This is a genomic window from Salmonella sp. 2020_1395 (assembly GCF_043848115.1).
Taxonomy (GTDB): Bacteria; Pseudomonadota; Gammaproteobacteria; order Enterobacterales; family Enterobacteriaceae; genus Salmonella; species Salmonella enterica.
Map to the genome: position 1 here is coordinate 227463 of NZ_JBCMFH010000005.1, position 22217 is coordinate 249679.

Consider the following 22217-nt stretch of genomic DNA (forward strand, 5'->3'; position numbering starts at 1 on the left):
ATTATAGGCGATGTCCCACAATTGACCGTAGCCTTCATTCGCAGAAAAGCACCTTATTTTGTGGGAGATAGCCTCACCGATAGCGTAACGTTTTGGGGAGTCTATGCAGTACTGGGGAAAGATAATTGGCGTCGCCGTAGCCCTGATGATGGGCGGCGGCTTTTGGGGCGTGGTCCTGGGTCTGCTGGTGGGCCATATGTTCGACAAAGCCCGCAGCCGAAAAATGGCGTGGTTTGCCAACCAGCGGGAACGGCAGGCGCTGTTTTTTGCCACCACCTTTGAGGTGATGGGCCACTTAACCAAATCAAAAGGACGGGTGACGGAAGCGGATATTCATATCGCCAGTCAGTTGATGGATCGTATGAATTTACACGGCGATTCACGTACTGCCGCGCAGAACGCCTTTCGGGTCGGAAAAGCGGATAATTACCCATTACGTGAAAAGATGCGGCAGTTTCGTAGCGTCTGCTTCGGGCGTTTTGATCTGATCCGGATGTTTCTGGAAATTCAGATCCAGGCGGCGTTTGCCGATGGCTCGCTACACCCTAATGAGCGGGAAGTGCTGTATGTGATTGCGGAAGAGTTAGGTATTTCCCGCGTACAGTTCGATCAGTCTCTGCGCATGATGCAGGGCGGCGCGCAGTTTGGCGGCGGTTATCATCAACAGTCCGGCGGCGGCTGGCAGCAGGCGCAGCGCGGCCCGACGCTGGAAGATGCCTGTAATGTGCTGGGGGTTAAAACCACCGACGATGCAACCACCATTAAACGCGCTTATCGCAAACTGATGAGCGAGCATCATCCGGACAAACTGGTCGCGAAAGGTTTACCGCCGGAAATGATGGAGATGGCGAAGCAAAAAGCGCAGGAAATTCAGAAAGCGTATGAGCTAATCAAAGAACAGAAAGGCTTCAAGTGATTGAATTGCCGGATGCGGCTAGCGCCTTATCCGGCCTACGTTAATGAATGTAGGCCGGGCAAGCGAAGCGCCCCGGCATAAATTGGCTCCGAATTTAAAAATCTGCCGGGACTTTAAACGTCATGCTGTTACCGTAAGCGGGATGGGTAATGGTCAGCATTTCGGCGTGTAACTGCAAACGCGGCGCCAGCGACAACGCTTCCGGCGAAGCGTAAAACCGATCGCCTAAAATCGGGTGGCCTAACGCCAGCATATGCACACGAAGCTGATGCGAACGCCCGGTGATCGGTTTGAGCACCACGCGGGCGGTATTATCCGCCGCAAACTCCACCACGTTATATTCCGTTTGCGCCGGTTTGCCGGTTTCATAACACACTTTCTGCTTTGGCCGGTTCGGCCAGTCGCAGATGAGCGGTAAGTCAACCAGCCCTTCCGCCGGGGAGGGATGCCCCCATACGCGCGCCACATACTGCTTTTTCGGCTCACGTTCGCGGAACTGACGTTTTAGCTCCCGCTCCGCGGCTTTGGTCAGCGCCACTACAATCACGCCGCTGGTGGCCATATCCAGACGATGCACCGATTCTGCCTGCGGGTAGTCGCGCTGGATACGCGTCATAATGCTGTCTTTGTGCGCTTCCAGACGCCCCGGCACGGACAACAGGCCGCTGGGCTTATTGACCACCATAATGTGCTCATCCTGATACAGGATAACCAGCCAGGGTTCCTGCGGCGGATTGTAGTTTTCCATCCCCATGTACGGCTCCGTTATTGGTGCGTGACGACAATAAGACGCAGCGCGTCCAGACGCCAGCCTGCCTGATTCAGGCTTTCCAGCACCTGCTGACGGTTGCTGTCGATAGCGGCAAGTTCGTCGTCGCGAATGTTCGGGTTGACGGCGCGCAGCGCTTCCAGACGCGACAGTTCCCCGGACAGTTTTTCATCCGCCTCGCGACGCGCGTTATCAATCAGCGCTCTGGCGGACTTTTCAATCTGCGTCTCGCCCAGTTGCAAAATGGCGTGGACGTCCTGTTGTACGGCGTTAACCAGTTTGCTGCCGGTGTGGCGATTCACGGCGCTGAGCTGACGGTTGAAGGTTTCAAACTCGACCTGGGCGGCCAGATTGTTGCCGTTTTTATCTAACAGCATACGTACCGGCGTCGGCGGCAGGAAGCGGTTCAGTTGTAGCTGTTTCGGCGCCTGCGCTTCCACGACGTAAACCAGTTCGACCAGCAGCGTGCCGACGGGCAGCGCTTTATTTTTCAACAGCGAAATGGTGCTGCTGCCGGTATCGCCGGAGAGGATCAGATCCAGTCCGTTACGGATGAGCGGATGTTCCCAGGTAATAAACTGCGCATCTTCGCGAGACAGGGCTACGTCACGTTCAAACGTGATAGTACAGCCGTCTTCCGGCAGGCCGGGGAAATCCGGCACCAACATGTGGTCGGACGGCGTCAGCACGATCAGGTTGTCGCCGCGATCGTCCTGGTTAATGCCGACGATATCGAACAGGTTCATGGCGAACGCGATCAGGTTGGTGTCGTCGTCCTGTTCTTCAATGCTTTGTGCGAGCTGTTGGGCTTTTTCTCCGCCGTTGGAGTGGATCTCCAGCAGGCGGTCGCGGCCCTGTTCTAACTGGGCTTTTAGCGCTTCATGCTGTTCGCGGCAGGATTTGATCAGATCGTCAAACCCGTCGGTTTCTTCAGGCGCGGCCAGATAGTTAATCAGACTGGCGTAGGCTGAATCATAAATCGCGCGACCGGTCGGGCAGGTGTGCTCAAAGGCGTCCAGCCCTTCGTGATACCAGCGAACCAGCACCGACTGGGCGGTTTTTTCCAGGTACGGGACGTGGATCTGGATATCATGCGCCTGGCCGATACGATCCAGACGACCAATACGCTGTTCCAGCAGATCCGGGTTAAACGGCAAGTCGAACATCACCAGATTGCTGGCAAACTGGAAGTTACGTCCTTCGGAGCCGATTTCGGAACATAACAGCACCTGCGCGCCGGTATCTTCTTCGGCGAACCAGGCGGCGGCGCGGTCGCGTTCAATAATCGACATGCCCTCATGGAACACGGCGGCGCGGATGCCTTCGCGTTCGCGCAGCACCTGTTCCAGCTGTAACGCGGTGGTCGCCTTGGCGCAGATCACCAGCACTTTTTGCGAACGATGGCTGGTCAGATAGCCCATCAGCCACTCAACGCGTGGGTCGAAGTTCCACCAGGTGCCGGTATCGCCTTCGAACTCCTGATAAATTTGTTCCGGATAGAGCATATCGCGGGCGCGATCTTCCGCGCTTTTACGCGCGCCCATAATGCCGGAGACCTTAATGGCGGTCTGATACTGGGTCGGCAGCGGCAGTTTTACCGTATGCAGTTCACGTTTCGGGAACCCCTTGACGCCGTTACGGGTGTTGCGGAACAGAACGCGGCTGGTGCCGTGGCGATCCATCAGCATCGACACCAGCTCATCACGGGCGGCCTGCGCGTCGTCGCGATCGCTATTAGCGGCCTGCAACAGCGGTTCAATATCCTGTTCGCCGATCAGATCGCCCAGCCTGTTCAGTTCGTCGTTGCTGAGTTTATTGCCCGCCAGCAGCATGGCCACCGCATCAGCGACAGGGCGGTAGTTTTTCTGTTCTTCGACAAACTGTTCGAAATCGTGGAAACGGTTCGGATCGAGCAGGCGCAGACGGGCGAAATGGCTTTCCATCCCCAGCTGTTCTGGCGTGGCGGTCAGCAGCAGCACGCCCGGTACGCGTTCAGCTAACTGTTCGATGGCCATATATTCACGGCTCGGCGCATCGGTGCTCCACACCAGATGATGCGCTTCGTCGACCACCAGCAAATCCCACTCGGCGTCGCACAAATGTTCCAGACGCTGCTTATTACGGCGGGCGAAATCCAGCGAGCAGATCACCAGTTGTTCGGTTTCAAACGGGTTATACGCGTCGTGCTGCGCTTCGGTATAGCGTTCGTCATCGAACAGCGCGAAGCGCAGGTTGAAACGGCGCAGCATTTCTACCAGCCACTGGTGTTGCAGGGTTTCCGGAACGATGATCAATACGCGTTCCGCCGCGCCGGATAATAACTGTTGATGCAGAATCATCCCGGCTTCAATGGTTTTACCTAAGCCCACTTCATCCGCCAGCAGTACGCGCGGCGCGTGGCGACGCCCCACATCATGAGCGATATTAAGCTGATGCGGGATCAGATTGGTCCGCTGACCGCGCAGGCCGCTGTATGGCATCCGGTACTGCTCGCTCTGAAATTTACGGGCGCGATAGCGCAGCGCGAACCGATCCATTCGATCGATTTGACCGGCGAACAGACGATCCTGGGGCTTACTGAAAACCAACTTGCTGTCGAGCAGAACCTCGCGCAACGTCACATTGGTCTCTTCGGTATCCAGGCGGGTGCCGACATAAACAAGCAGGCCATTTTCTTCTTTTACTTCATCGATATGTAGCTGCCAGCCTTCATGGCTTGTAATCGTATCGCCAGGGTTGAACATGACGCGGGTCACGGGAGAATCACTGCGCGCATACAGGCGGTTTTCTCCCGTGGACGGGAAAAGTAAGGTGACGGTTCGCGCATCCATCGCAACAACGGTTCCAAGTCCCAGCTCGCTTTCTGTATCGCTGATCCAGCGTTGACCAAGTGTAAAAGGCATATGTGTTCGGCTCTATATCTTTAATTGCAGGCATTACTCGCCATTCCCAGGCGACAGCACTGGATAATTGCGAGTATACGACCCCGCTACCAGGCTAATGTGGTAGTGGCGTTAATTAGGTCCAGGAATGGAAAGGGCGCTATGGTACTGGAAGGCGGCGCTTTCGTCACGCGTCAAAATAGCCCCAGTTGCCCGGTCAGTAGTGTAGCAAAATTATCTTCAACGAAGGGAAGAATTCCTTCCGCCACGGGTTGTAGCTGGCGGGTAAGATAGTGTTCGTAATCCAGCGGCGACTGCTGGTAATCCACGGGCTCGGGGCCGTTAACAGTCCAGACATATTTTATGGCGCCGCGATTCTGATACTGCGCCGGACGACCCTGCTTCAGGTTTTGTTCATCCGCCAGCCGGGCGGCGCGAACGTGCGGCGGGATGTTACGTTGGTACTCATGTAAAGGGCGACGCAGACGCTTACGATAAACCAGCTGTGCGTCCAGTTCGCCCGCCATCAGTTTATCGATAGTCTCACGCACATAGTCTTGATAAGGTTCATTGCGAAAAACACGCAGATACAGCTCCTGTTGAAAGCGCTGCGCCAGCGGCGTCCAGTCGGTCCGCACCGTTTCCAGACCTTTAAATACCATGCGCTGGCTGTCGCCTTCCTGAATCAGGCCCGCGTAGCGTTTTTTACTGCCAGTATCCGCGCCGCGGATGGTCGGCATCAGAAAACGGCAAAAGTGGGTTTCAAACTCCAGCTCCAGCGCGCTGGTCAAATTTTGCTGTTGTAACGTCTGCGCCCACCATTCGTTCACGTGACGCACCAGCCTGTGCCCGATTTCCGCCGCATCGGCTTCTGAATGCGCGCGCCGGAGCCAGACGAAAGTGGAATCGGTATCGCCATAGATCACGTCATAACCCTGCGCCTCAATCAGCGCTTTGGTCTGGCGCATAATCGCATGACCGCGCATGGTGATTGACGACGCCAGACGGGGATCGAAAAAGCGACAGGCCGTGGTGCCGAGTACGCCATAAAAGGCGTTCATAATGATTTTAAGCGCCTGCGAGAGCGGTTTATTGCCCTGACGTTTGGCTTCATCGCGCCCGTGCCAGATTTGGCTAACAATTTCCGGCAGGCAGTGTTTTTCTCGTGAAAACCAGGCGTCAAGGAAACCTTCGGTACTGTGTTCCGGATCCGGCTGCGCCATGCCTTCGACCAGCCCGACGGGATCAATCAAAAACGTGCGGATAATCGACGGGTACAGGCTTTTATAATCCAGCACCAGTACTGAATCGTATAATCCGGGTTGTGAATCCATTACGTAGCCGCCGGGACTTGCCAGCGGCGGCACTTCGCCGAGATTGGGCGCGACATAGCCGGCGCGGTGCATTCGCGGAAAGTAAAGATGCCCGAATGCGGCGACCGAACCGCCGTGGCGATCGACCGGCAGGCCGTTGATCGTCGCGCGTTCCAGCAAAAACGGCATGATCTCGGTTTTATGGAAAATGCGCGTGACCAGCTCGCAGTCTTTCAGGTTGTAGGTGGCGAGGGCGGGTTTATCCTGGGCAAAGCGGCGATCGATCTCATCCATACGATCCCAGGGGTTATCAATGGATTTTCCTTCGCCGAGCAGTTCCTGCGAGACGGCTTCCAGCGAAAAAGACGAAAAATTCCAGAACGCGGATTTAAGCGCGTCGATACCATCGATAATGACTCGCCCTCTGGCCTGGGCGAAAAAAACGCCGTTTTTGAAGCCATGTTCGCGCCACTCCAGTTCGCTATTGTCTCGCCCCAGCCGTAAAGGGATACGGTAGCGTTCGGCATGTTTTTGCAGCATACGCAGGTCGAACTGCACTACGTTCCAGCCGATGATGACGTCAGGATCATGTTCGGCAAACCAGGCGTTGAGTTTTTCCAGCAGCTGCGGGCGGCTGGCGACATACACAAGCTCGAAGTCCAGTTGGCGGTCATCGCCATTCGCCGGGCCCAGCATATAAACGGTACGCTGGCCGCAGCCTTCCAGACCAATGCAATACAGTTCGCCGTGTCGCGTGGTTTCGATATCCAGCGAGACCCATTTTAGCGGCGGTCGATAGTCGGGGTGGGGTTTAAGACGCGCATTGCGGATAACGCCGTTGCGCATCTCGCCGTCTACCCAAACGGGCGACGTAATAAAACGCTCCATCAGGTAACGTTCCGGCGGGCGTACATCCGCTTCATAAACGGTGACGCCGTTTTCGCGCAGCAGTTTCTCCATCCGCATAAGCTGGCGGTGAGTGCGGCAATACAGACCGGATACCGGCTGACGATGAAAGTCTCGCAGCTGGAGCGGCGTCAGGCGATAGTCTTTTTCCGCCTGTAGCAGCGAGGCGGCGCGGGAGGTCTGGCTGGTCGGAATAAACGCCACGGACTCTTGCGGCGCCAGCGTCGCCTGCACAGGGCCGTTGTCTGTCGCCAGCCAGAAAGAGACCTCCGTCCCTTGCGGCGTATCCCGCCAGTGCCGGGTTAAAATGAAACCTGCCTGCGCCACGATGATTACCTGTCTAAAAAATTCACGCTAATTATAACCTGTTTTAGGGGGTAATACTGTTATTTTGTACAGGCATATAACGTAAAAGCCGATATCCGCTGTAATAAAAAGTTTCTCGCAGTAAGAAGCGGGTTTGCGCCCACCAGGATTTATAGCGGGTGGATCGCGTGGGTGATGAGCGGCTATCGATACCATTATCCTGAGCGATAGTTTTCAGACGCAGCATATGCAGCGGATCGCTGACCAGTAACGCTGTGCGCCATCTTAACTCCAAAGGGTACTCCCGCCGACATAAGGCGGGAGGGGAATTTGGACGGGCTTGAGAAGCCCGAAGGATCATCAGCCACGCTGATGTTGAATGTATTGCTTTACAACTTCCAGCGGCGCACCTCCGCACGAGCCAGCAAAGTATGACCTCGACCAGAGCGCGGCTTTTCCGTATGCTCCCCGCAAATCAATAAATTCGTTTCGCAGACGGCGGGATGTCACAGCTTTCAGTGAGTTAACCAGTACCGAAAGCTGCACTGTTGGTGGGTATTCGATCAGCATGTGGACATGATCGACGTCTCCGTTACTTTCTTTAAGTTCTGCACCAAAATCATGGCAGACTTCTGCTGCATACTGATGGAATGCAGCATAGTGTGACTCACCCAGTATCTTTCGACGGTATTTTGTTACAAAGACAAGATGAACATGCAAAAGGAAGGCGGCATGTCTTGAACGATTAATATTATGTTTTTGCATTGAAGTTGACCGTAAAAACAGTAACATAGCAAACAAATCTCCTACACACTGAGTGATGATGCTAATCCTGAAAGCCTACAAATTCAGACTGGAACCAACGCCTGAACAGTCGCAGCGTTTGCGGCAGTTATGTGGTTGCGCCCGTTTTGTCTGGAATTTAGGTCTTGCGGAGACAAAGCGCATCCTTGGCTCAGGCGAAAAGTTACCTTCGGCTTTCGAGTTGAACAGGATGCTTACAGTGTGGAAAAAAATGCCGGGACACATCTTTTTACAGGATGCTTATACCGACAATCTGCAGCAAAAGTTGAAAGACCTGCATGCTGCATGGAAACGTTGCTTTGATAAAAAGCTCGCAGCTAAGGCCCCGGTATGGAAACGAAAAAATGAGGGCAGAGACTCAATCCGTTTTGTGAACTTTGAGAAATATTGCCGCCTTGAAAATCGCAGAGTGAAGCTACCGTCAGGTCTTGGGTGGGTAAAATTCCGGCAATCTCAACGTGTGAACGGTAAAATCAAAAATGCGACAATCAGTCAGTTAGCGGGACAGTGGTATATCTCGTTTCAGGTTGAAGTTGAAACGGCAGAACCCAATCACACAAGCACAACGATAGTCGGTCTGGACGCAGGAGTAACAAAACTCGCCACGCTTTCAGACGGTACGGTATACCAACCAGTCAACAGTTTTAAAGCAAGTCAGCGCAAGCTGGCAACACTCCAGCGGCAGTTAAGCCGTAAAGTCAAATTCAGCAGTAACTGGCAGAAACAAAAGCGAAAAGTCCAGCGTCTGCACTCGCACATAGCCAATATCCGGCGCGACTACCTTCATAAAGTTACCAGTGAAATCAGCAAAAACCACGCGATGATAGTCATTGAGGATTTGAAGGTTAGTAACATGTCGAAATCGGCAAAAGGTACAGCAGAACAGCACGGACGAAACGTCAAGGCCAAATCAGGTCTAAACCGTTCGATACTGGATCAGGGCTGGTATGAAATGCGCCGCCAGCTTGAGTACAAACAGCTCTGGCGTGGCGGTCAGGTGCTTGCGGTTCCGCCAGCATACACAAGCCAGCGTTGCGCGTGCTGTGGTCATACCGCGAAAGAAAATCGCCTGTCACAAAGTAAATTTGTGTGTCAGGCATGCGGATATACAGCGAACGCTGATGTAAATGGCGCTCGTAACATTTTAGCGGCGGGGCACGTCGTTCTTGCCTGTGGAGGGATGGTGCAGTCAGGCCGCCCGTCTGAAACAGGAACCAGACGCTGAGCAATCAGTCGTCACCCACTAATGGGAATCCCCCACCTGAGTCACGAAGTGCGAAGGTGGGGGAGGATGTCAATGTTGTTGTCGCAGTATCTGTTTTGCGTAACGAATATTTTCGCGCGTCACGGTAGAGCGCTCTTCAATAAAAATCGCCTTAACCGGAATCCCTTTTTCCAGAACGTATTGACGGGCTATCGCCGCGTCGGAAACCGTTGCGCCAGCGCCGTAGCCGCCGGTTAATACCAACGCGCGGACAATGTGTTGTTGGTAAAGCCAGATGGCATGATCCAGTCTGGCCTGAAAAACGGGAGAAGGCGTTTTTCCGCTAACGCCTGCTCCTGCGACAATCGCGCAGTCAGCTATGCGCGTCTGGTTTTGCTGACTGAACTGATAAATAGCGATGGCATTATGGATAAACACCGTAGCCATAATGAGAATTATGCCTGCCGCGATTCTGATGATGTAGCGATATTTCATGAATGAGTTCGTTCCCCATGACGGGTGTAATGGATATTTTAACGATAAAATGGCTTTTAGCGTCAGATATTTTTGCTGACGTATATTTATCAATATAATGATGCCGGTATATACAGCAGATATAATTACCCTATAACTGCTAATTTTGAATCATGTTTATTTACAGTTTTTACCCATGTATTAGCCGTTTTGTGTCAAGTCTGTTTTCATACATTAAGTATTTTTCAGAACGGCGCTTGTTCGAATCTGTTACTTATTTCTCGGATTAACAAAAAAGCGATATTTTTTGTTTGTTTTATTTAATGAAAAGTGTAACAATTTCATTTGGAACATCCGCACCGTCAGGTAGAAATATAATATTCCAATTGGCCGCTATGGTTAAATAAAAATGGATTACAGTGCGAATTCGTCGGGAACTCTCTGCATAATTTAATTTTTATTTTAGAATATAATTTTATTTTGACTTTCGGGTGCGGGTGTTTTTATCAAAATTTGTGGTATTCGGGAATGATCTTTTATGAATGTGAGTATGCAGGCGCGTCTGGTAGGGAGCGACCGTTATCTTTTCGTCAATACTCAACGCGCTAACCCTTCCATAAAAACCGTGAGTCGATTTTTTGAGTATAAAACATGGACCGAACAAATTTGGCGTACCGAGATTATTGAAAACGGCAATGCTTTTTTTCACTGGCAAGGACACGACAGAAAAAACGGACATCGGGATACCATTATTAATTATCTGTTAAATGGGCAACGCTGGCAGTCAACAATCGAAGATTATATTTTCTTCCATGCGCTGGAAGGAAAAGCGTGGCAGGGACATTATGATAATATTATTGAATATGTGAGTTCTGATCATTACGTCTATCAAAGCGCATTTGCTGAATATATCACCGACCAGACTCATCAACGCGCCCCCCATGGGACGCGTTTTTAGAGGCATTACTGCCCGTAATAGGCTTTTGCGCCGTGTTTGCGTAAATAGTGTTTATCCAGCAGGGATTGCTGCATGTCGGGCAACTGCGGCGCAAGCTGGCGGCAGAAGATCCCCATATAGGCCACTTCTTCCAGCACGATGGCGTTATGCACGGCATCCTCGGCATTTTTACCCCAGGCAAACGGGCCGTGCGAATGGACAAGCACGCCGGGCATTTGAGCGGCGTCAATACCTTGTTTTTCAAAGGTTTCAACAATGACATTGCCCGTTTCCCATTCATACTCGCCATTAATTTCCGCCTCGGTCATTTTGCGAGTGCAGGGAATCGTACCGTAGAAATAGTCGGCATGGGTGGTTCCCGTCGCCGGAATCGGCTGACCCGCCTGCGCCCAGATAGTCGCGTGGCGCGAATGGGTGTGTACGATGCCGCCGATAGTCGGAAATGCCTGGTACAACAGACGGTGGGTTGGCGTATCGGACGACGGTTTCTTATGACCTTCAACGACTTCACCAGTCTCCAGGCTGACCACCACCATATCGTCAGCGATCATGACGCTATAATCGACTCCGGACGGCTTAATCACCAGTACGCCGCGTTCGCGATCGACGGCGCTGACGTTACCCCAGGTAAGGGTGACCAGGTTGTGTTTTGGCAGCGCCAGATTGGCTTCCAGTACCTGGCGTTTGAGATCTTCTAACATTGTTTTCTCCCTGCCGGATGGCGCTTCGCTTATCCGGCCTACGAGCGACGGTGTGCCGGATGGCGACACAAATGCCTTATTCGGCCTACAGGACCGTAGGCCCGGTAAACGCAGTGCCACCGGGCATTCAGACTTCACTTTTAGCGTTTTAAACCGTAATACACCTCGTTCCAGCGCAGCGCGTCCTTAAAGGCCGGCAGACGGGTATCGTTATCAATTACCGCGATTTCGATATCGTGTATTTCTGCAAACTGGCGCATATCGTTCAGATCCAGCGCGTGGCTGAAGACGGTATGGTGCGCGCCGCCAGCCAGAATCCACGCTTCGGAGGCGGTCGGCAGATCCGGCTGCGCCTTCCACAGCGCGTTAGCCACCGGCAGTTTCGGCAGGGAGTGCGGTGTTTTTACGGTGTCAATGCAGTTGACCAGCAGACGATAACGATCGCCGAGGTCGATCAGGCTGGCGACGATCGCCGGGCCGGTTTGGGTATTGAAAATCAAACGCGCCGGATCTTCCTTGCCGCCAATGCCGAGGTGCTGGACGTCGAGGATCGGTTTCTCTTCCACCGCGATGGACGGACACACTTCCAGCATGTGCGAGCCAAGCACCAGATCGTTGCCTTTCTCGAAGTGGTAGGTGTAATCCTCCATAAATGAGGTGCCGCCCTGCAGACCGGTTGACATCACTTTCATAATGCGAAGCAGAGCGGCGGTTTTCCAGTCGCCTTCGCCCGCAAAGCCGTAGCCCTGTTGCATCAGACGCTGTACGGCCAGACCCGGAAGCTGTTTCAGACCGTGTAAATCTTCAAAAGTAGTAGTGAATGCGTGGAAGCCACCCTGTTCCAGGAAACGCTTCATACCGAGTTCAATGCGCGCCGCTTCCCGCACGTTCTGGCGTTTATCGCCGTGGATTTGGGTGGCGGGCGTCAGGGTATAGCTGCTTTCATACTCGTCAATCAGAGCGTTGATATCGCCGTCGCCGATAGAATTCACCACCTGCACCAGATCGCCGACCGCCCAGGTATTGACCGAAAAGCCAAATTTGATTTGCGCGGCCACTTTATCACCGTCAGTCACTGCGACTTCACGCATATTGTCGCCGAAGCGGCAGACTTTTAGCTGGCGGGTATCCTGTTTAGAGACCGCCTGGCGCATCCAGGCGCCGATACGCGTATGGGCCTCTTTATCCTGCCAGTGACCGGTGACGACCGCGTGCTGCTGGCGCATCCGCGCACCGATGAAGCCGAACTCGCGACCGCCGTGCGCAGTCTGGTTCAGGTTCATAAAGTCCATATCAATGCTGTCCCACGGCAGGGCGGCGTTAAATTGGGTATGGAATTGCAGTAGTGGTTTGTTAAGGATACTCAGCCCGTTGATCCACATTTTGGCCGGGGAGAAGGTGTGCAGCCAGACCACCAGCCCTGCGCAGCGATCGTCATAATTGGCGTCACGACAAATAGCGGTAATCTCATCCGGCGAGGTGCCCAGCGGTTTTAATACCAGTTTACATGGCAGTTTGGCTTTGGTATTCAGCGCGTTGACCACATGCTCGGCATGTTGAGTGACCTGACGCAGGGTTTCTGCGCCATACAAATGCTGGCTGCCAATCACAAACCATACTTCATAATTATCAAAAATCGTCATTGTCGTGTCCTTAATGAGTCAGGATTGCCTGATTGGCCGGGGTCGTTGGCGCCGGCGCGGCAGTCGGAAGATAATGTTGTTCTGCGCTTAGCGCCCACTGCTGGTAGCGGCGGTAAAGCTGTTCGAGGCGTTGCGCCTGTTCAGGGCGGGGACGCAGAGTGCGTTCTACCGCGCTTGCCATGCTTTGCTGGGCGGCAGGAATATCGGCATGGATTTTCGCAGCGACGGCGGCAAAGATAGCGGCGCCTAATGCGCAACACTGGTCGGAAGCGACGATCTGCAACGGACGATTCAGTACGTCGCAGCAGACCTGCATAATGACCTGATTTTTACGGGCGATGCCGCCAAGCGCCATCACGTTATTGACCGCGATACCCTGATCGGTAAAACACTCCTGAATGGCGCGCGCGCCGAAGGCGGTCGAGGCGACCAGACCGCCAAACAGCGCTGGCGCGTCGGTGGCGAGATTGAGATCGGTAATGACGCCTTTCAGACGCTGATTAGCATTGGGCGTGCGGCGACCGTTAAACCAGTCGAGCACCACCGGCAGGTGATCCAGGGACGGATTTTTCGCCCAGGCGTCGGTGAGCGCTGGCAGTAGCTGCTTCTGGCTGGCGTTAATCTGGGTTTTCAGTTCCGGGTGCTGCGCGGCAAGTTGCTCCAGCGGCCAGCTCAACACGCGGCTAAACCAGGCGTAGATGTCGCCGAAAGCGGACTGGCCCGCTTCCAGACCGATAAAGTTCGGCACCACGCTGCCATCAACCTGACCGCAAATGCCTTTCACGGCGCGATCCCCGACGCTCTGTTTATCCGCAATCAGAATGTCGCAGGTAGACGTGCCGATGACTTTTACCAGCGTATTGGGCTGCGCGCCCGCGCCGACCGCGCCCATGTGACAGTCGAACGCGCCGCCGGAAATCACTACGCTTTCCGGCAAGCCGAGGCGCTGCGCCCATTCGGCGCACAGGGTGCCCACGGGCAGATCGGCGGTGAAGGTTTCGCTAAATAACGGGTAGCGCAGATGACGGTTAATGCACGGATCGAGTTCATCAAAGAAGCTCGAGGGTGGCAGGCCGCCCCAGCTTTCATGCCACAGCGTTTTGTGCCCGGCGCTGCAGCGGCCACGGCGGATATCCTGCGGGCGAGTGGTGCCGGAAAGCAGCGCCGGCACCCAGTCACACAGCTCAATCCACGAGACGGCGGCCTGCGCGACGGCGCTATCCTGACGGGTGACGTGCAGAATCTTCGCCCAGAACCATTCGCTGGAGTAAATGCCGCCAATATAGCGGGAGTAGTCGACCTTACCAGGCTTATGGCACAGACGGGTGATTTCGTCGGCCTCTTCCACGGCGGTGTGATCTTTCCACAGCACAAACATCGCATTCGGGTTCTCGGCGAACTCCGGACGCAGCGCCAGGACGTTACCGTCGGCGTCAATCGGCGCTGGCGTAGAACCGGTGCTGTCAACGCCAATGCCAACGACATTTGCGCGTTGCGCGGAGCTTAATTGTGCCAGAACGGCTTTCAGCGCGGCCTCCATTGACTCCATGTAGTCGCGCGGATGATGACGGAACTGGTTGTTCGGGCCGTCGCAATAACGGCCTTCTTGCCAGCGCGGATACCACTCTACGCTGGTGGCGATCTCGTCGCCGGTGGCGCAGTCCACTGCCAGAGCGCGCACTGAATCACTGCCAAAATCGAGGCCAATTGCAATTGCCATCGTCTTACTCCATCCAGAAAAACAGGTATGGAGAAACAGTAGAGAGTCGCGGCAAAAACCGTCAGGCAGGATCCGCTAATCTTATGGACAAAAATGCTAATGCTTTGCAAAGTGTGACGCTGTGCAAATATTCAATGTGGACATTCCAGCCATAGTTATAGACACTTCTGTTACTTAATTTTATCGCCTGAACTGTACGCTTTTGTTACAAAGCGCTTTTCACAAGCGGGGTTGATACGTGCTTTCATCAAGCGCAAGGTCTTGCGGAGACGTAAGCACTGTCATCCTGGTCAATATGGACAATTTGTTTCTTCTCTGAACATCGGGGGGTAGAGAAATCATGGCTGAAACGCAAAATGATCCGCTATTGCCGGGATATTCATTTAATGCCCATCTGGTCGCCGGACTGACGCCAATTGAAGCGAATGGATATCTGGATTTTTTTATCGATCGTCCGTTGGGCATGAAGGGATATATTCTTAACCTGACCATCCGCGGAGAGGGCGTCATTAATAATAATGGCGAGCAGTTTGTCTGTCGGCCTGGCGATATATTATTGTTTCCGCCGGGCGAGATTCATCACTATGGACGGCATCCGGATGCCAGCGAGTGGTATCACCAGTGGGTTTATTTCCGGCCTCGCGCCTACTGGCAGGAGTGGCTGACCTGGCCGACAATCTTTGCCCAGACAGGATTTTTCCGCCCGGACGAGGCGCGCCAGCCGCATTTCAGCGAACTGTTCGGGCAGATCATCAGCGCCGGGCAAGGGGAAGGCCGCTATTCTGAGCTACTGGCGATCAATCTGCTGGAGCAGCTGTTGCTCAGACGTATGGCGGTAATTAATGAGTCGTTGCATCCGCCGATGGATAGCCGTGTGCGCGATGCCTGCCAGTATATCAGCGACCATCTCGCGGACAGTCATTTTGATATCGCCAGCGTCGCCCAGCATGTCTGCCTGTCGCCCTCCCGGTTATCGCATCTGTTCCGCCAGCAGTTAGGCATTAGCGTATTGAGCTGGCGCGAAGATCAGCGTATCAGCCAGGCGAAACTTCTGCTTAGCACTACGCGAATGCCGATAGCGTCCGTTGGGCGCAATGTTGGATTTGACGATCAGCTCTATTTTTCGCGGGTATTTAAAAAATGCACCGGGGCAAGTCCTAGCGAGTTCAGGGCCGGATGTGAATAAAAAGTGAATGATGTGTTCACAAAGATGTCATAAGCCGTGACTATTCGGATAATTGACGGCTTGACGAAGGGGGACGGGATAAGCAGAATCCCTGCTTCATCACGCTGACGGACACACTATGCAAGCACTGCTGGAACACTTTATCACCCAATCCACTCTGTATTCGCTTATCGCTGTGTTGCTGGTCGCCTTCCTGGAATCGCTGGCGCTGGTGGGGTTGATTTTACCCGGCACGGTACTGATGGCGGGGCTGGGCGCGCTTATCGGCAGCGGCGAGCTCAATTTTTGGCATGCCTGGCTGGTGGGTATTATCGGCTGTCTGATGGGCGACTGGATTTCGTTCTGGCTGGGGTGGCGCTTTAAAAAGCCGCTACACCGCTGGTCTTTTATGAAAAAGAACAAGTCGCTGCTGGATAAAACCGAACACGCGCTGCATCAGCACAGTATGTTCACGATCCTGGTCGGACGTTTTGTCGGTCCGACGAGGCCGCTGGTGCCGATGGTGGCAGGGATGCTGGATCTTCCCGTAGCGAAATTTATTGGGCCAAACTTGATTGGCTGTTTGCTGTGGCCACCGTTTTATTTCCTGCCGGGCATTCTGGCGGGAGCGGCAATCGATATTCCTTCCGATATGCAGAGCGGAGATTTCAAATGGCTGCTGCTGGCGACGGCGTTGCTGCTGTGGGTTGGAGGCTGGCTATGCTGGCGGCTGTGGCGCAGCGGCAAAGCGGCAGTCGATCGTTTAACCGCGTATTTCCCCCGCAGCCGTTTGCTGTATCTGGCGCCGTTGACGCTCGGGATCGGCGTGGTCGCGCTGGTGGTGCTGGTTCGCCACCCGCTGATGCCGGTATATATCGATATTCTGCGCAAAGTTGTGGGTTACTAACGATTCCTTTGCCGGATGGCAGCTTCGCCTTATCCGGCCTACAAAATATGGGATTTGATGCCCAATAGCGCTGAGGCGCTGGCTTGACCGCTTAGTAGCTCGTCTGTTTTGCCTTGCCACGCAATGCGTCCGTCGGCGACGACGATTGACCGGGGCGCAATTCGCGCCGCATCTTCCACGCTGTGCGAGACCATCAACAGCGTGAGCTGTCGCTCGCGGCAGATATCGCTGACCAACGTCAGCATCTCCTGGCGCAGCGCGGGATCGAGCGCGGAGAACGGTTCATCCAGCAGCAGTACCGGCTGTTCACGTACCAGGCAGCGCGCCAGCGCTACCCGCTGACGCTGGCCGCCGGACAGTTCGCCCGGTAAACGCGTCATCAGACTCTCAATGCCCATCTGATGTGCGATAGCGTCCCGTTTTTCCCGCTGGCTGGCGTTGAGCGTTAACCCAGGGTTTAGCCCCAGACCGATATTTTGCTGCACATTCAGATGGCTGAATAAATTATTCTCCTGAAACAGCATTGAGACCGGACGGCGTGAGGGCGGCGTAAGCGTATGATCTTCGCCGGCAATCAGTAGCGTACCGCTGGCAGGCGCAAGAAAACCGGCAATTAAATTCAACAACGTGCTTTTCCCCGCGCCGCTGGGGCCAAGAATCGCCACCTGCTCGCCGCGTTCTACCGCCAGCGTAAAACGCATCGGCAAATGATGGTAAAGCCAGGTGATATCAATCAGTTTTAGCATGTCGGCCCGGTAGTTTCTCTATGAGGGTAAATAACGTAAAGCAGAGCAGCAATAGTATCAGCGCGGTCACCGCGCCGTCCTGGCTGCGGTAGGAGCCGATCTGCTGATACAGATAAAACGGCAGCGTGCGGAAATTGTCATTGCCGAAAAGCGCGACGACGCCAAAATCACCGATAGAAAGTACGCAGGCAAACGCCAGCGCCTGCGCCAGCGGACGTTTCAGCGCCCGCAGTTCCACGATCTTTAACCGCAACCAGCCTTCAATTCCTAATGACTGGCACAGCATTCCATAACGGGCGGTAATATCGCGCATTGGGTTTTCCAGGACTTTTAGCGCGTAGGGGATTGCCATCAGCGCATTGGTGAAAATCACGATGCCGTCGGCGGATTCCGGTAAGCCAACGCTGTTATTGAGCAGTAAAAAGAAGCCTGTCGCCAGCACGATCCCCGGCATCGCGAGGATCAACATCCCGCTGAGTTCCAGCGTTTGTCCGGCGAAGACTTGCTGGCGTTGGCGTAGCTCGCGGCTACTCCACAGCAGCATCATGGTCAGCACCACACACAGAACGCCCGCCGCCAGCGCAATGCGTAGCGATGTCCAGACAGCCTGCCACAGAATGGGTTGCGCCAGCACCTCCGGCAGGCTGCGGTTGACGCCATCGACCACCACGGCGACCAGTGGCGGAAGCAGCAGCAGCAGCGCCAGCACGATTAATAAGGCGTCCGTCAGACGGCTGTGGAGACGATCGTCAGGATCGCGCCAGCCCTGCGTCAGCGTCATCCCCGGCGCAATCGCTTTGCTCAACCGTTGGCTTAGCAGTACCAGCGCCAGGCAGCAGACCATCTGGATTAATGCCAGCATCGCCGCGCGGGCGGGATCGTAGTCATAACTGAGCGCCTGAAAGATAGCCAGCTCGATAGTGGTGGCCTGCGGGCCGCCGCCGAGCGACAGGACCGTTGCGAAACTGGCGAAGCAGAGCATAAAAATCAGCGCCGCGACGGGCGGAATTTGGCGGCGCAGCCACGGCCATTCGACAAAACGGAAAAAATGCCAGCCGCGCATACCGAGCTGGGCGGCGAGCTGGCGCTGCTCGCCGGGAATGCTTTCCAAAGATTGCAGCAACAAACGGCTCGCCATTGGCAGGTTAAAAAAGACGTGCGCCAGTAAAATGCCCTGCAAGCCGTAGGGGGAGAATGTCCACTGAAGCCCCAGCATCTGCCACAGCGAGGCCAGCCAGCCCTGACGGCCATACACGCTAAGAATACCGAACACGGCAACCAGTACCGGCAGAATCAGCGTCATGGCGCACAGACGCAGCAGCGCCAGACGTCCAGGAAAACGGCGTCGATAAAGCGCGCGGGCGAGAAAAACCGCCGGGACCACAGACAGCACTGCGGACAGAAACGCCTGCCAGAATGAGAAGCGCACCACATGCCACAGGTAGCTATCCCGCCAGATTGTCGACCACGCGCCCGACGGCGCGTTCAGCCAAAGCGCCAGAAAGGCCGCCAGCGAGACGGTTATCATCAGCGCGGCGGCGCACAGCCCCGGAATCAGCCAGCCGGGAATTAACGGCTGACGGCGCGTTGCCATTCGCTAATCCATGCCTGGCGTTGTGCTGCCACTTGTTGCGGCGTGAATTCCAGCGTTGTGGCGGGTTTGGCCAATGATTCAAACCCTGCTGGTAGGGCGACGTCCGCTACCGGGTACATCCAGTTGCCGGTGGGTATGGCGTTCTGAAACGCCGGAGAAACCATAAATTTGAGGAATTTCTCCGCCAGTTCCGGCTGCTTGCTGGCGACGGTACGCGCCGCGACCTCTACCTGTAAGTAATGGCCTTCGCTGAAGTTCGCGGCGGCGTAATTGTCCTTCTTCTCTTCAATAATGTGATACGCCGGAGAGGTGGTGTAACTGAGCACCAAATCGCTTTCACCTTTCAGAAATAAACCGTAGGCCTCGCTCCAGCCTTTCGTCACCGTCACCGTTTTGGCCGCCAGTTTTTGCCAGGCCTGCGGCGCGTTATCGCCATAGACTTTGCGCATCCACAGTAACAGCCCCAGCCCTGGCGTACTGGTACGCGGGTCCTGATAAATCACCCGCCATTTTTGATCGCTCTCGACCAGTTCTTTCAGGCTTTTCGGCGGATTTTTCAGCTTGCTTTTATCGTAGACAAAAGCGAAATAGCCGTAATCGAACGGCACAAATGTGTCGTTTTCCCAGCCGCCGGGCACCTTGACCGCCTCATTCGCCACGCCGCTTTTGGCAAAGAGTTTAGTTTGCGTGGCCGCTTCCAGCAGATTATTGTCCAGCCCCAACACCACATCGGCTTTGCTGTTCTTTCCCTCCATCCGCAGGCGGTTGAGCAGTGAAACGCCATCCTCCAGCGCCACCAGTTTCAGCTCGCAGTTGCAATCGGCTTCAAACGCTTTTTTCACCGCCGGGCCTGGCCCCCAGTCGGCGGCGAACGAGTCGTAGGTATAGACGGTGAGAACGGGTTTGGCGAAAGCAGGCGCCGCGCACAGGAGTAAAAGCGGAAGATATTTTTTTAACACTTTGCACCTCAGTTAAAGAGTGGCAAAGGACTTGAGAGGTAGCCTCAAATCCCTTCGCCGGCATTATCCGGATCAGGTTCGACGGGTATTTTCTCAGCGCGCGCATGAGCGCGGCACCCCGTTGAGTTCGGCGTTAGTGTAGTGATTTTGTTGCCGGGCAGCAATCAAGAGCTGGCGTTAAGGATCCGGCGGCGCAAACCACGCCGATTTAAAATCAAACCAGCCGAGGGTATTCATGCGCAGCCCGCGCATACTGCGCTGTCCCTGGATAATCAGCCAGTGGTGGATCAACGGCACAATCGCTTTGTTGGTCAGCAGCTGCTGGCACCAGTTCGCCAGGTTCATCTCGCCAGCGCGCCACTGCGCGGCGTCGCCCTGCCAGTCGCGCGGAATGCAGTTCTGCAAGAGCGGTACTTCGCACAGGTGCGCGAACAGCGAGAAATCCAGCGGCAGCGTAAAGTTAGCGCTATTGAGCCAGATATCGCTTTCGATGTCGCCGGCGTGCCATTGATCGTAGTCGATCTCCTGAATATGCAGATGCACCTGATGTTCAGCCAGAAGCGCGCTCATGATACGGGCGATAACCCGGTGCTCAATGTGTTCGCGATAGAAGGTCAGCGTGAGGGTTTCCAGACCGGCGGGTTTTTCGCCCGGGCCTGGACGGGCGTGATGCCAGCGCGGTAAAAGCCCATAGGCCGGGAACCAGAGCTGCTGTAGCGGTTCATCGGCATGATAGAGTAAATTGGTGGGGGAGAGGACGTGGCTTACCCATTCTCTGACCTGCGGATGCGCGCCGCGCGGCGTTCTGGCGTCGAATAGCAGGTAATAGCATCCCTCTTCCAGTCGGCTTTCTATCGCTTTTTCACCGCCTTGTATTGGCCCTTCCAGCATCAAGCCGCAGGCCGGTTCTTCACTGATATCCGGCAGTACCCAGACGTTCACTTCGTCTATCAACGCCCGATAGCCGAAGTAATCATCAAAGGCGAGTATCTTGAGCTGGTTTGGCGTATTACGCCGCACGGCATAAGGCCCGGTGCCGATAGGGTGGCTGGCGAAATTAGCCAGCGTTTCCCACTCCCGCGGCAAAATCATCGCCGGGACCTGGCCCAGCAGCCACGGCAACCAGCGATCCGGCTGGGAAAGATGAATATCCAGCGTCCACGCGGTAGGGGAGTCTATCTTTGTGATGTGCGAGTAAAGCGGAAGCGTATTGATACGCGTCAGCGAGGCGATGACATCTTCCATCTCCAGCTCGCGGCCATGATGAAAATGAATGCCAGGGCGCAGGTAGAAGCGCCACAGTAAAGGGGAAATTTGCTGCCAGTGGTGGGCAATGTCCGCTTCCAGTTCCCCGTTTTCCTCATTTACCCGCGTGAGCGAACTGAAAATTTGCCGGGCAATATGGGTTTCCGAGCGACGTAATGCGGTTCCCGGCAGGAGATTGTGCATCGGACGATAGTAAAGAACCCGCAGAATATGCCGCCCCTGGCGGAAGCTGCGTCCCAGATGGGAAATCAGCATTTGCCTGACAGCGCTTTTATCGCCGACCAGTTGTACCAGTTGATCGATTCGATCTTGTTCCAGCAGGTCTTCCGCCCGCTGCTGTTGCAGCGCCAGTCCGGTATACAGGAACGTCAGACGCGAACGCTTTCCGCGTCCAACCTCGGCCTCCCATGTTAGCCAACCGCGCGCCTGCATCGTATTTAGCAGCGTACGCATATGGCGACGCGAACAGTTCAGCAGATCCGCCAGCTCATTAAGCGTGGTGTCTTGCGTTTTACCGTCACAACATTGCCAGAGACGGATAAATTGTTGTTGCAGGCGACCTGAGGGCATAAAAGGGGAACTCCGATGAAAAACTCAGCAATTTTATTATCCCTATATTAGGCCAATAATATCTTTCGATGAAGCAAGAGGAAGAGGTCACTATGCGCCAGTTCTGGTTGAGATATTTTGCCGCGACGGAAAAAACGTCCTGGCTGGCTTGCCTGAGCGCGCCGCAGCGCTTAAAAATGCTCGCGGAACTGATGCAGTGGGAGGCGACCGATTGAAGCCAATTGCAGACATCATGTGTGACTGAGTATTGGTGTAGGCGATAGCCTAAAATCACCCGCCAGCAGATAATATCTGCTGGCTTTTTTTATTTCGGCTGTTTCTGGATGACGACGATGGGACGGCGTCTCAACGGGATTTATACGGCGGTTTCTGTGGTCACGCAGGTGATGACCGGGCGAGTAAAAGACGTATAAA

17 protein-coding genes, 2 pseudogenes and 1 riboswitch are annotated in these 22217 nt (G+C 54.7%); of the genes and pseudogenes, 6 read left to right on the forward strand and 13 right to left on the reverse strand.

Annotation, left to right across the window (positions count from 1 at the left end; genetic code table 11):
• Positions 1 to 103: 103 nt before the first annotated feature.
• Positions 104 to 916, forward strand: a complete 813-nt coding sequence (gene djlA, locus ACH0WD_RS10400) for a co-chaperone DjlA (protein ID WP_395201888.1) — start codon at positions 104 to 106, stop codon at positions 914 to 916.
• A gap of 94 nt (positions 917 to 1010) precedes the next feature.
• On the opposite strand, the gene rluA is transcribed toward djlA, so the two are convergent.
• The 5 genes and pseudogenes from rluA to tnpA form a co-directional block, all read right to left on the reverse strand.
• Complete coding sequence (gene rluA / locus ACH0WD_RS10405) at positions 1011 to 1670, reverse strand: bifunctional tRNA pseudouridine(32) synthase/23S rRNA pseudouridine(746) synthase RluA (RefSeq protein ID WP_000525196.1); 660 nt, start codon at positions 1668 to 1670, stop codon at positions 1011 to 1013.
• A gap of 11 nt (positions 1671 to 1681) precedes the next feature.
• Positions 1682 to 4588, reverse strand: a complete 2907-nt coding sequence (gene rapA / locus ACH0WD_RS10410) for an RNA polymerase-associated protein RapA (RefSeq protein WP_001116966.1) — start codon at positions 4586 to 4588, stop codon at positions 1682 to 1684.
• A gap of 173 nt (positions 4589 to 4761) precedes the next feature.
• Positions 4762 to 7113 (reverse strand): DNA polymerase II, encoded by a 2352-nt coding sequence (gene polB / locus ACH0WD_RS10415; RefSeq protein WP_000035714.1) that lies wholly within the window; start codon positions 7111 to 7113, stop codon positions 4762 to 4764.
• Between the two features lie 43 nt (positions 7114 to 7156).
• Positions 7157 to 7378 (reverse strand): annotated as a pseudogene (locus tag ACH0WD_RS10420) (YdcF family protein); the annotation flags it as partial.
• A 74-nt stretch (positions 7379 to 7452) separates the two neighbouring features.
• Positions 7453 to 7857, reverse strand: coding sequence for an IS200/IS605 family transposase (gene tnpA / locus ACH0WD_RS10425; protein ID WP_001169101.1), 405 nt, complete (start codon positions 7855 to 7857; stop codon positions 7453 to 7455).
• 58 nt (positions 7858 to 7915) lie between these two features.
• On the opposite strand from tnpA, the gene ACH0WD_RS10430 reads away from it, so the two are divergent.
• On the forward strand, positions 7916 to 9121 hold the full coding sequence (locus tag ACH0WD_RS10430) for an RNA-guided endonuclease TnpB family protein (protein WP_001747683.1): 1206 nt from the start codon (positions 7916 to 7918) through the stop codon (positions 9119 to 9121).
• 75 nt (positions 9122 to 9196) lie between these two features.
• Here the strand turns inward: ACH0WD_RS10430 and ACH0WD_RS10435 are convergent.
• A pseudogene (locus ACH0WD_RS10435) lies at positions 9197 to 9595 on the reverse strand (YdcF family protein); the annotation flags it as partial.
• Between the two features lie 517 nt (positions 9596 to 10112).
• Here ACH0WD_RS10435 and ACH0WD_RS10440 point away from each other — a divergent pair.
• Positions 10113 to 10532, forward strand: coding sequence for a DUF4751 family protein (locus tag ACH0WD_RS10440; RefSeq protein ID WP_001103156.1), 420 nt, complete (start codon positions 10113 to 10115; stop codon positions 10530 to 10532).
• A gap of 5 nt (positions 10533 to 10537) precedes the next feature.
• Here ACH0WD_RS10440 and araD read toward each other — a convergent pair whose 3' ends face one another.
• The 3 genes from araD to araB form a co-directional block, all read right to left on the reverse strand.
• On the reverse strand, positions 10538 to 11233 hold the full coding sequence (gene araD / locus ACH0WD_RS10445; RefSeq protein WP_000888680.1) for an L-ribulose-5-phosphate 4-epimerase: 696 nt from the start codon (positions 11231 to 11233) through the stop codon (positions 10538 to 10540).
• Between the two features lie 140 nt (positions 11234 to 11373).
• Positions 11374 to 12876 (reverse strand): L-arabinose isomerase, encoded by a 1503-nt coding sequence (araA, locus tag ACH0WD_RS10450; protein WP_000151705.1) that lies wholly within the window; start codon positions 12874 to 12876, stop codon positions 11374 to 11376.
• A 10-nt stretch (positions 12877 to 12886) separates the two neighbouring features.
• Positions 12887 to 14596, reverse strand: a complete 1710-nt coding sequence (araB, locus tag ACH0WD_RS10455; protein ID WP_000951827.1) for a ribulokinase — start codon at positions 14594 to 14596, stop codon at positions 12887 to 12889.
• Positions 14597 to 14936: 340 nt separating this feature from the next.
• Between araB and araC the strand changes: the two genes are divergently transcribed.
• A complete protein-coding gene (gene araC, locus ACH0WD_RS10460) occupies positions 14937 to 15782 on the forward strand; it encodes an arabinose operon transcriptional regulator AraC (protein ID WP_000852385.1) in 846 nt (281 codons plus the stop codon).
• A 118-nt stretch (positions 15783 to 15900) separates the two neighbouring features.
• Positions 15901 to 16668 (forward strand): DedA family protein, encoded by a 768-nt coding sequence (locus tag ACH0WD_RS10465; RefSeq protein WP_001148369.1) that lies wholly within the window; start codon positions 15901 to 15903, stop codon positions 16666 to 16668.
• A 38-nt stretch (positions 16669 to 16706) separates the two neighbouring features.
• Here the strand turns inward: ACH0WD_RS10465 and thiQ are convergent, their stop codons facing one another.
• The 4 genes from thiQ to sgrR all read right to left on the reverse strand — a co-directional run bounded on the left by thiQ (position 16707) and on the right by sgrR (position 21803).
• A complete protein-coding gene (gene thiQ, locus ACH0WD_RS10470) occupies positions 16707 to 17414 on the reverse strand; it encodes a thiamine ABC transporter ATP-binding protein ThiQ (protein WP_000915970.1) in 708 nt (235 codons plus the stop codon).
• A complete protein-coding gene (gene thiP, locus ACH0WD_RS10475; RefSeq protein ID WP_000235638.1) occupies positions 17398 to 19008 on the reverse strand; it encodes a thiamine/thiamine pyrophosphate ABC transporter permease ThiP in 1611 nt (536 codons plus the stop codon). Before thiP ends, thiQ begins: the two co-directional genes overlap by 17 nt.
• Positions 18984 to 19967 (reverse strand): thiamine ABC transporter substrate binding subunit, encoded by a 984-nt coding sequence (thiB, locus tag ACH0WD_RS10480; protein WP_000915322.1) that lies wholly within the window; start codon positions 19965 to 19967, stop codon positions 18984 to 18986. Before thiB ends, thiP begins: the two co-directional genes overlap by 25 nt.
• A 31-nt stretch (positions 19968 to 19998) precedes the next feature.
• A riboswitch (TPP riboswitch) is annotated at positions 19999 to 20098 on the reverse strand.
• A 46-nt stretch (positions 20099 to 20144) separates the two neighbouring features.
• Positions 20145 to 21803, reverse strand: coding sequence for an HTH-type transcriptional regulator SgrR (gene sgrR, locus ACH0WD_RS10485; RefSeq protein ID WP_001139027.1), 1659 nt, complete (start codon positions 21801 to 21803; stop codon positions 20145 to 20147).
• 92 nt (positions 21804 to 21895) lie between these two features.
• Here sgrR and sgrT point away from each other — a divergent pair, with 92 nt between their 5' ends.
• Entirely contained in the window at positions 21896 to 22018 is a 123-nt protein-coding gene (gene sgrT / locus ACH0WD_RS10490) for a glucose uptake inhibitor SgrT (protein WP_001248755.1), read from the forward strand.
• Positions 22019 to 22217 lie beyond the last annotated feature (199 nt).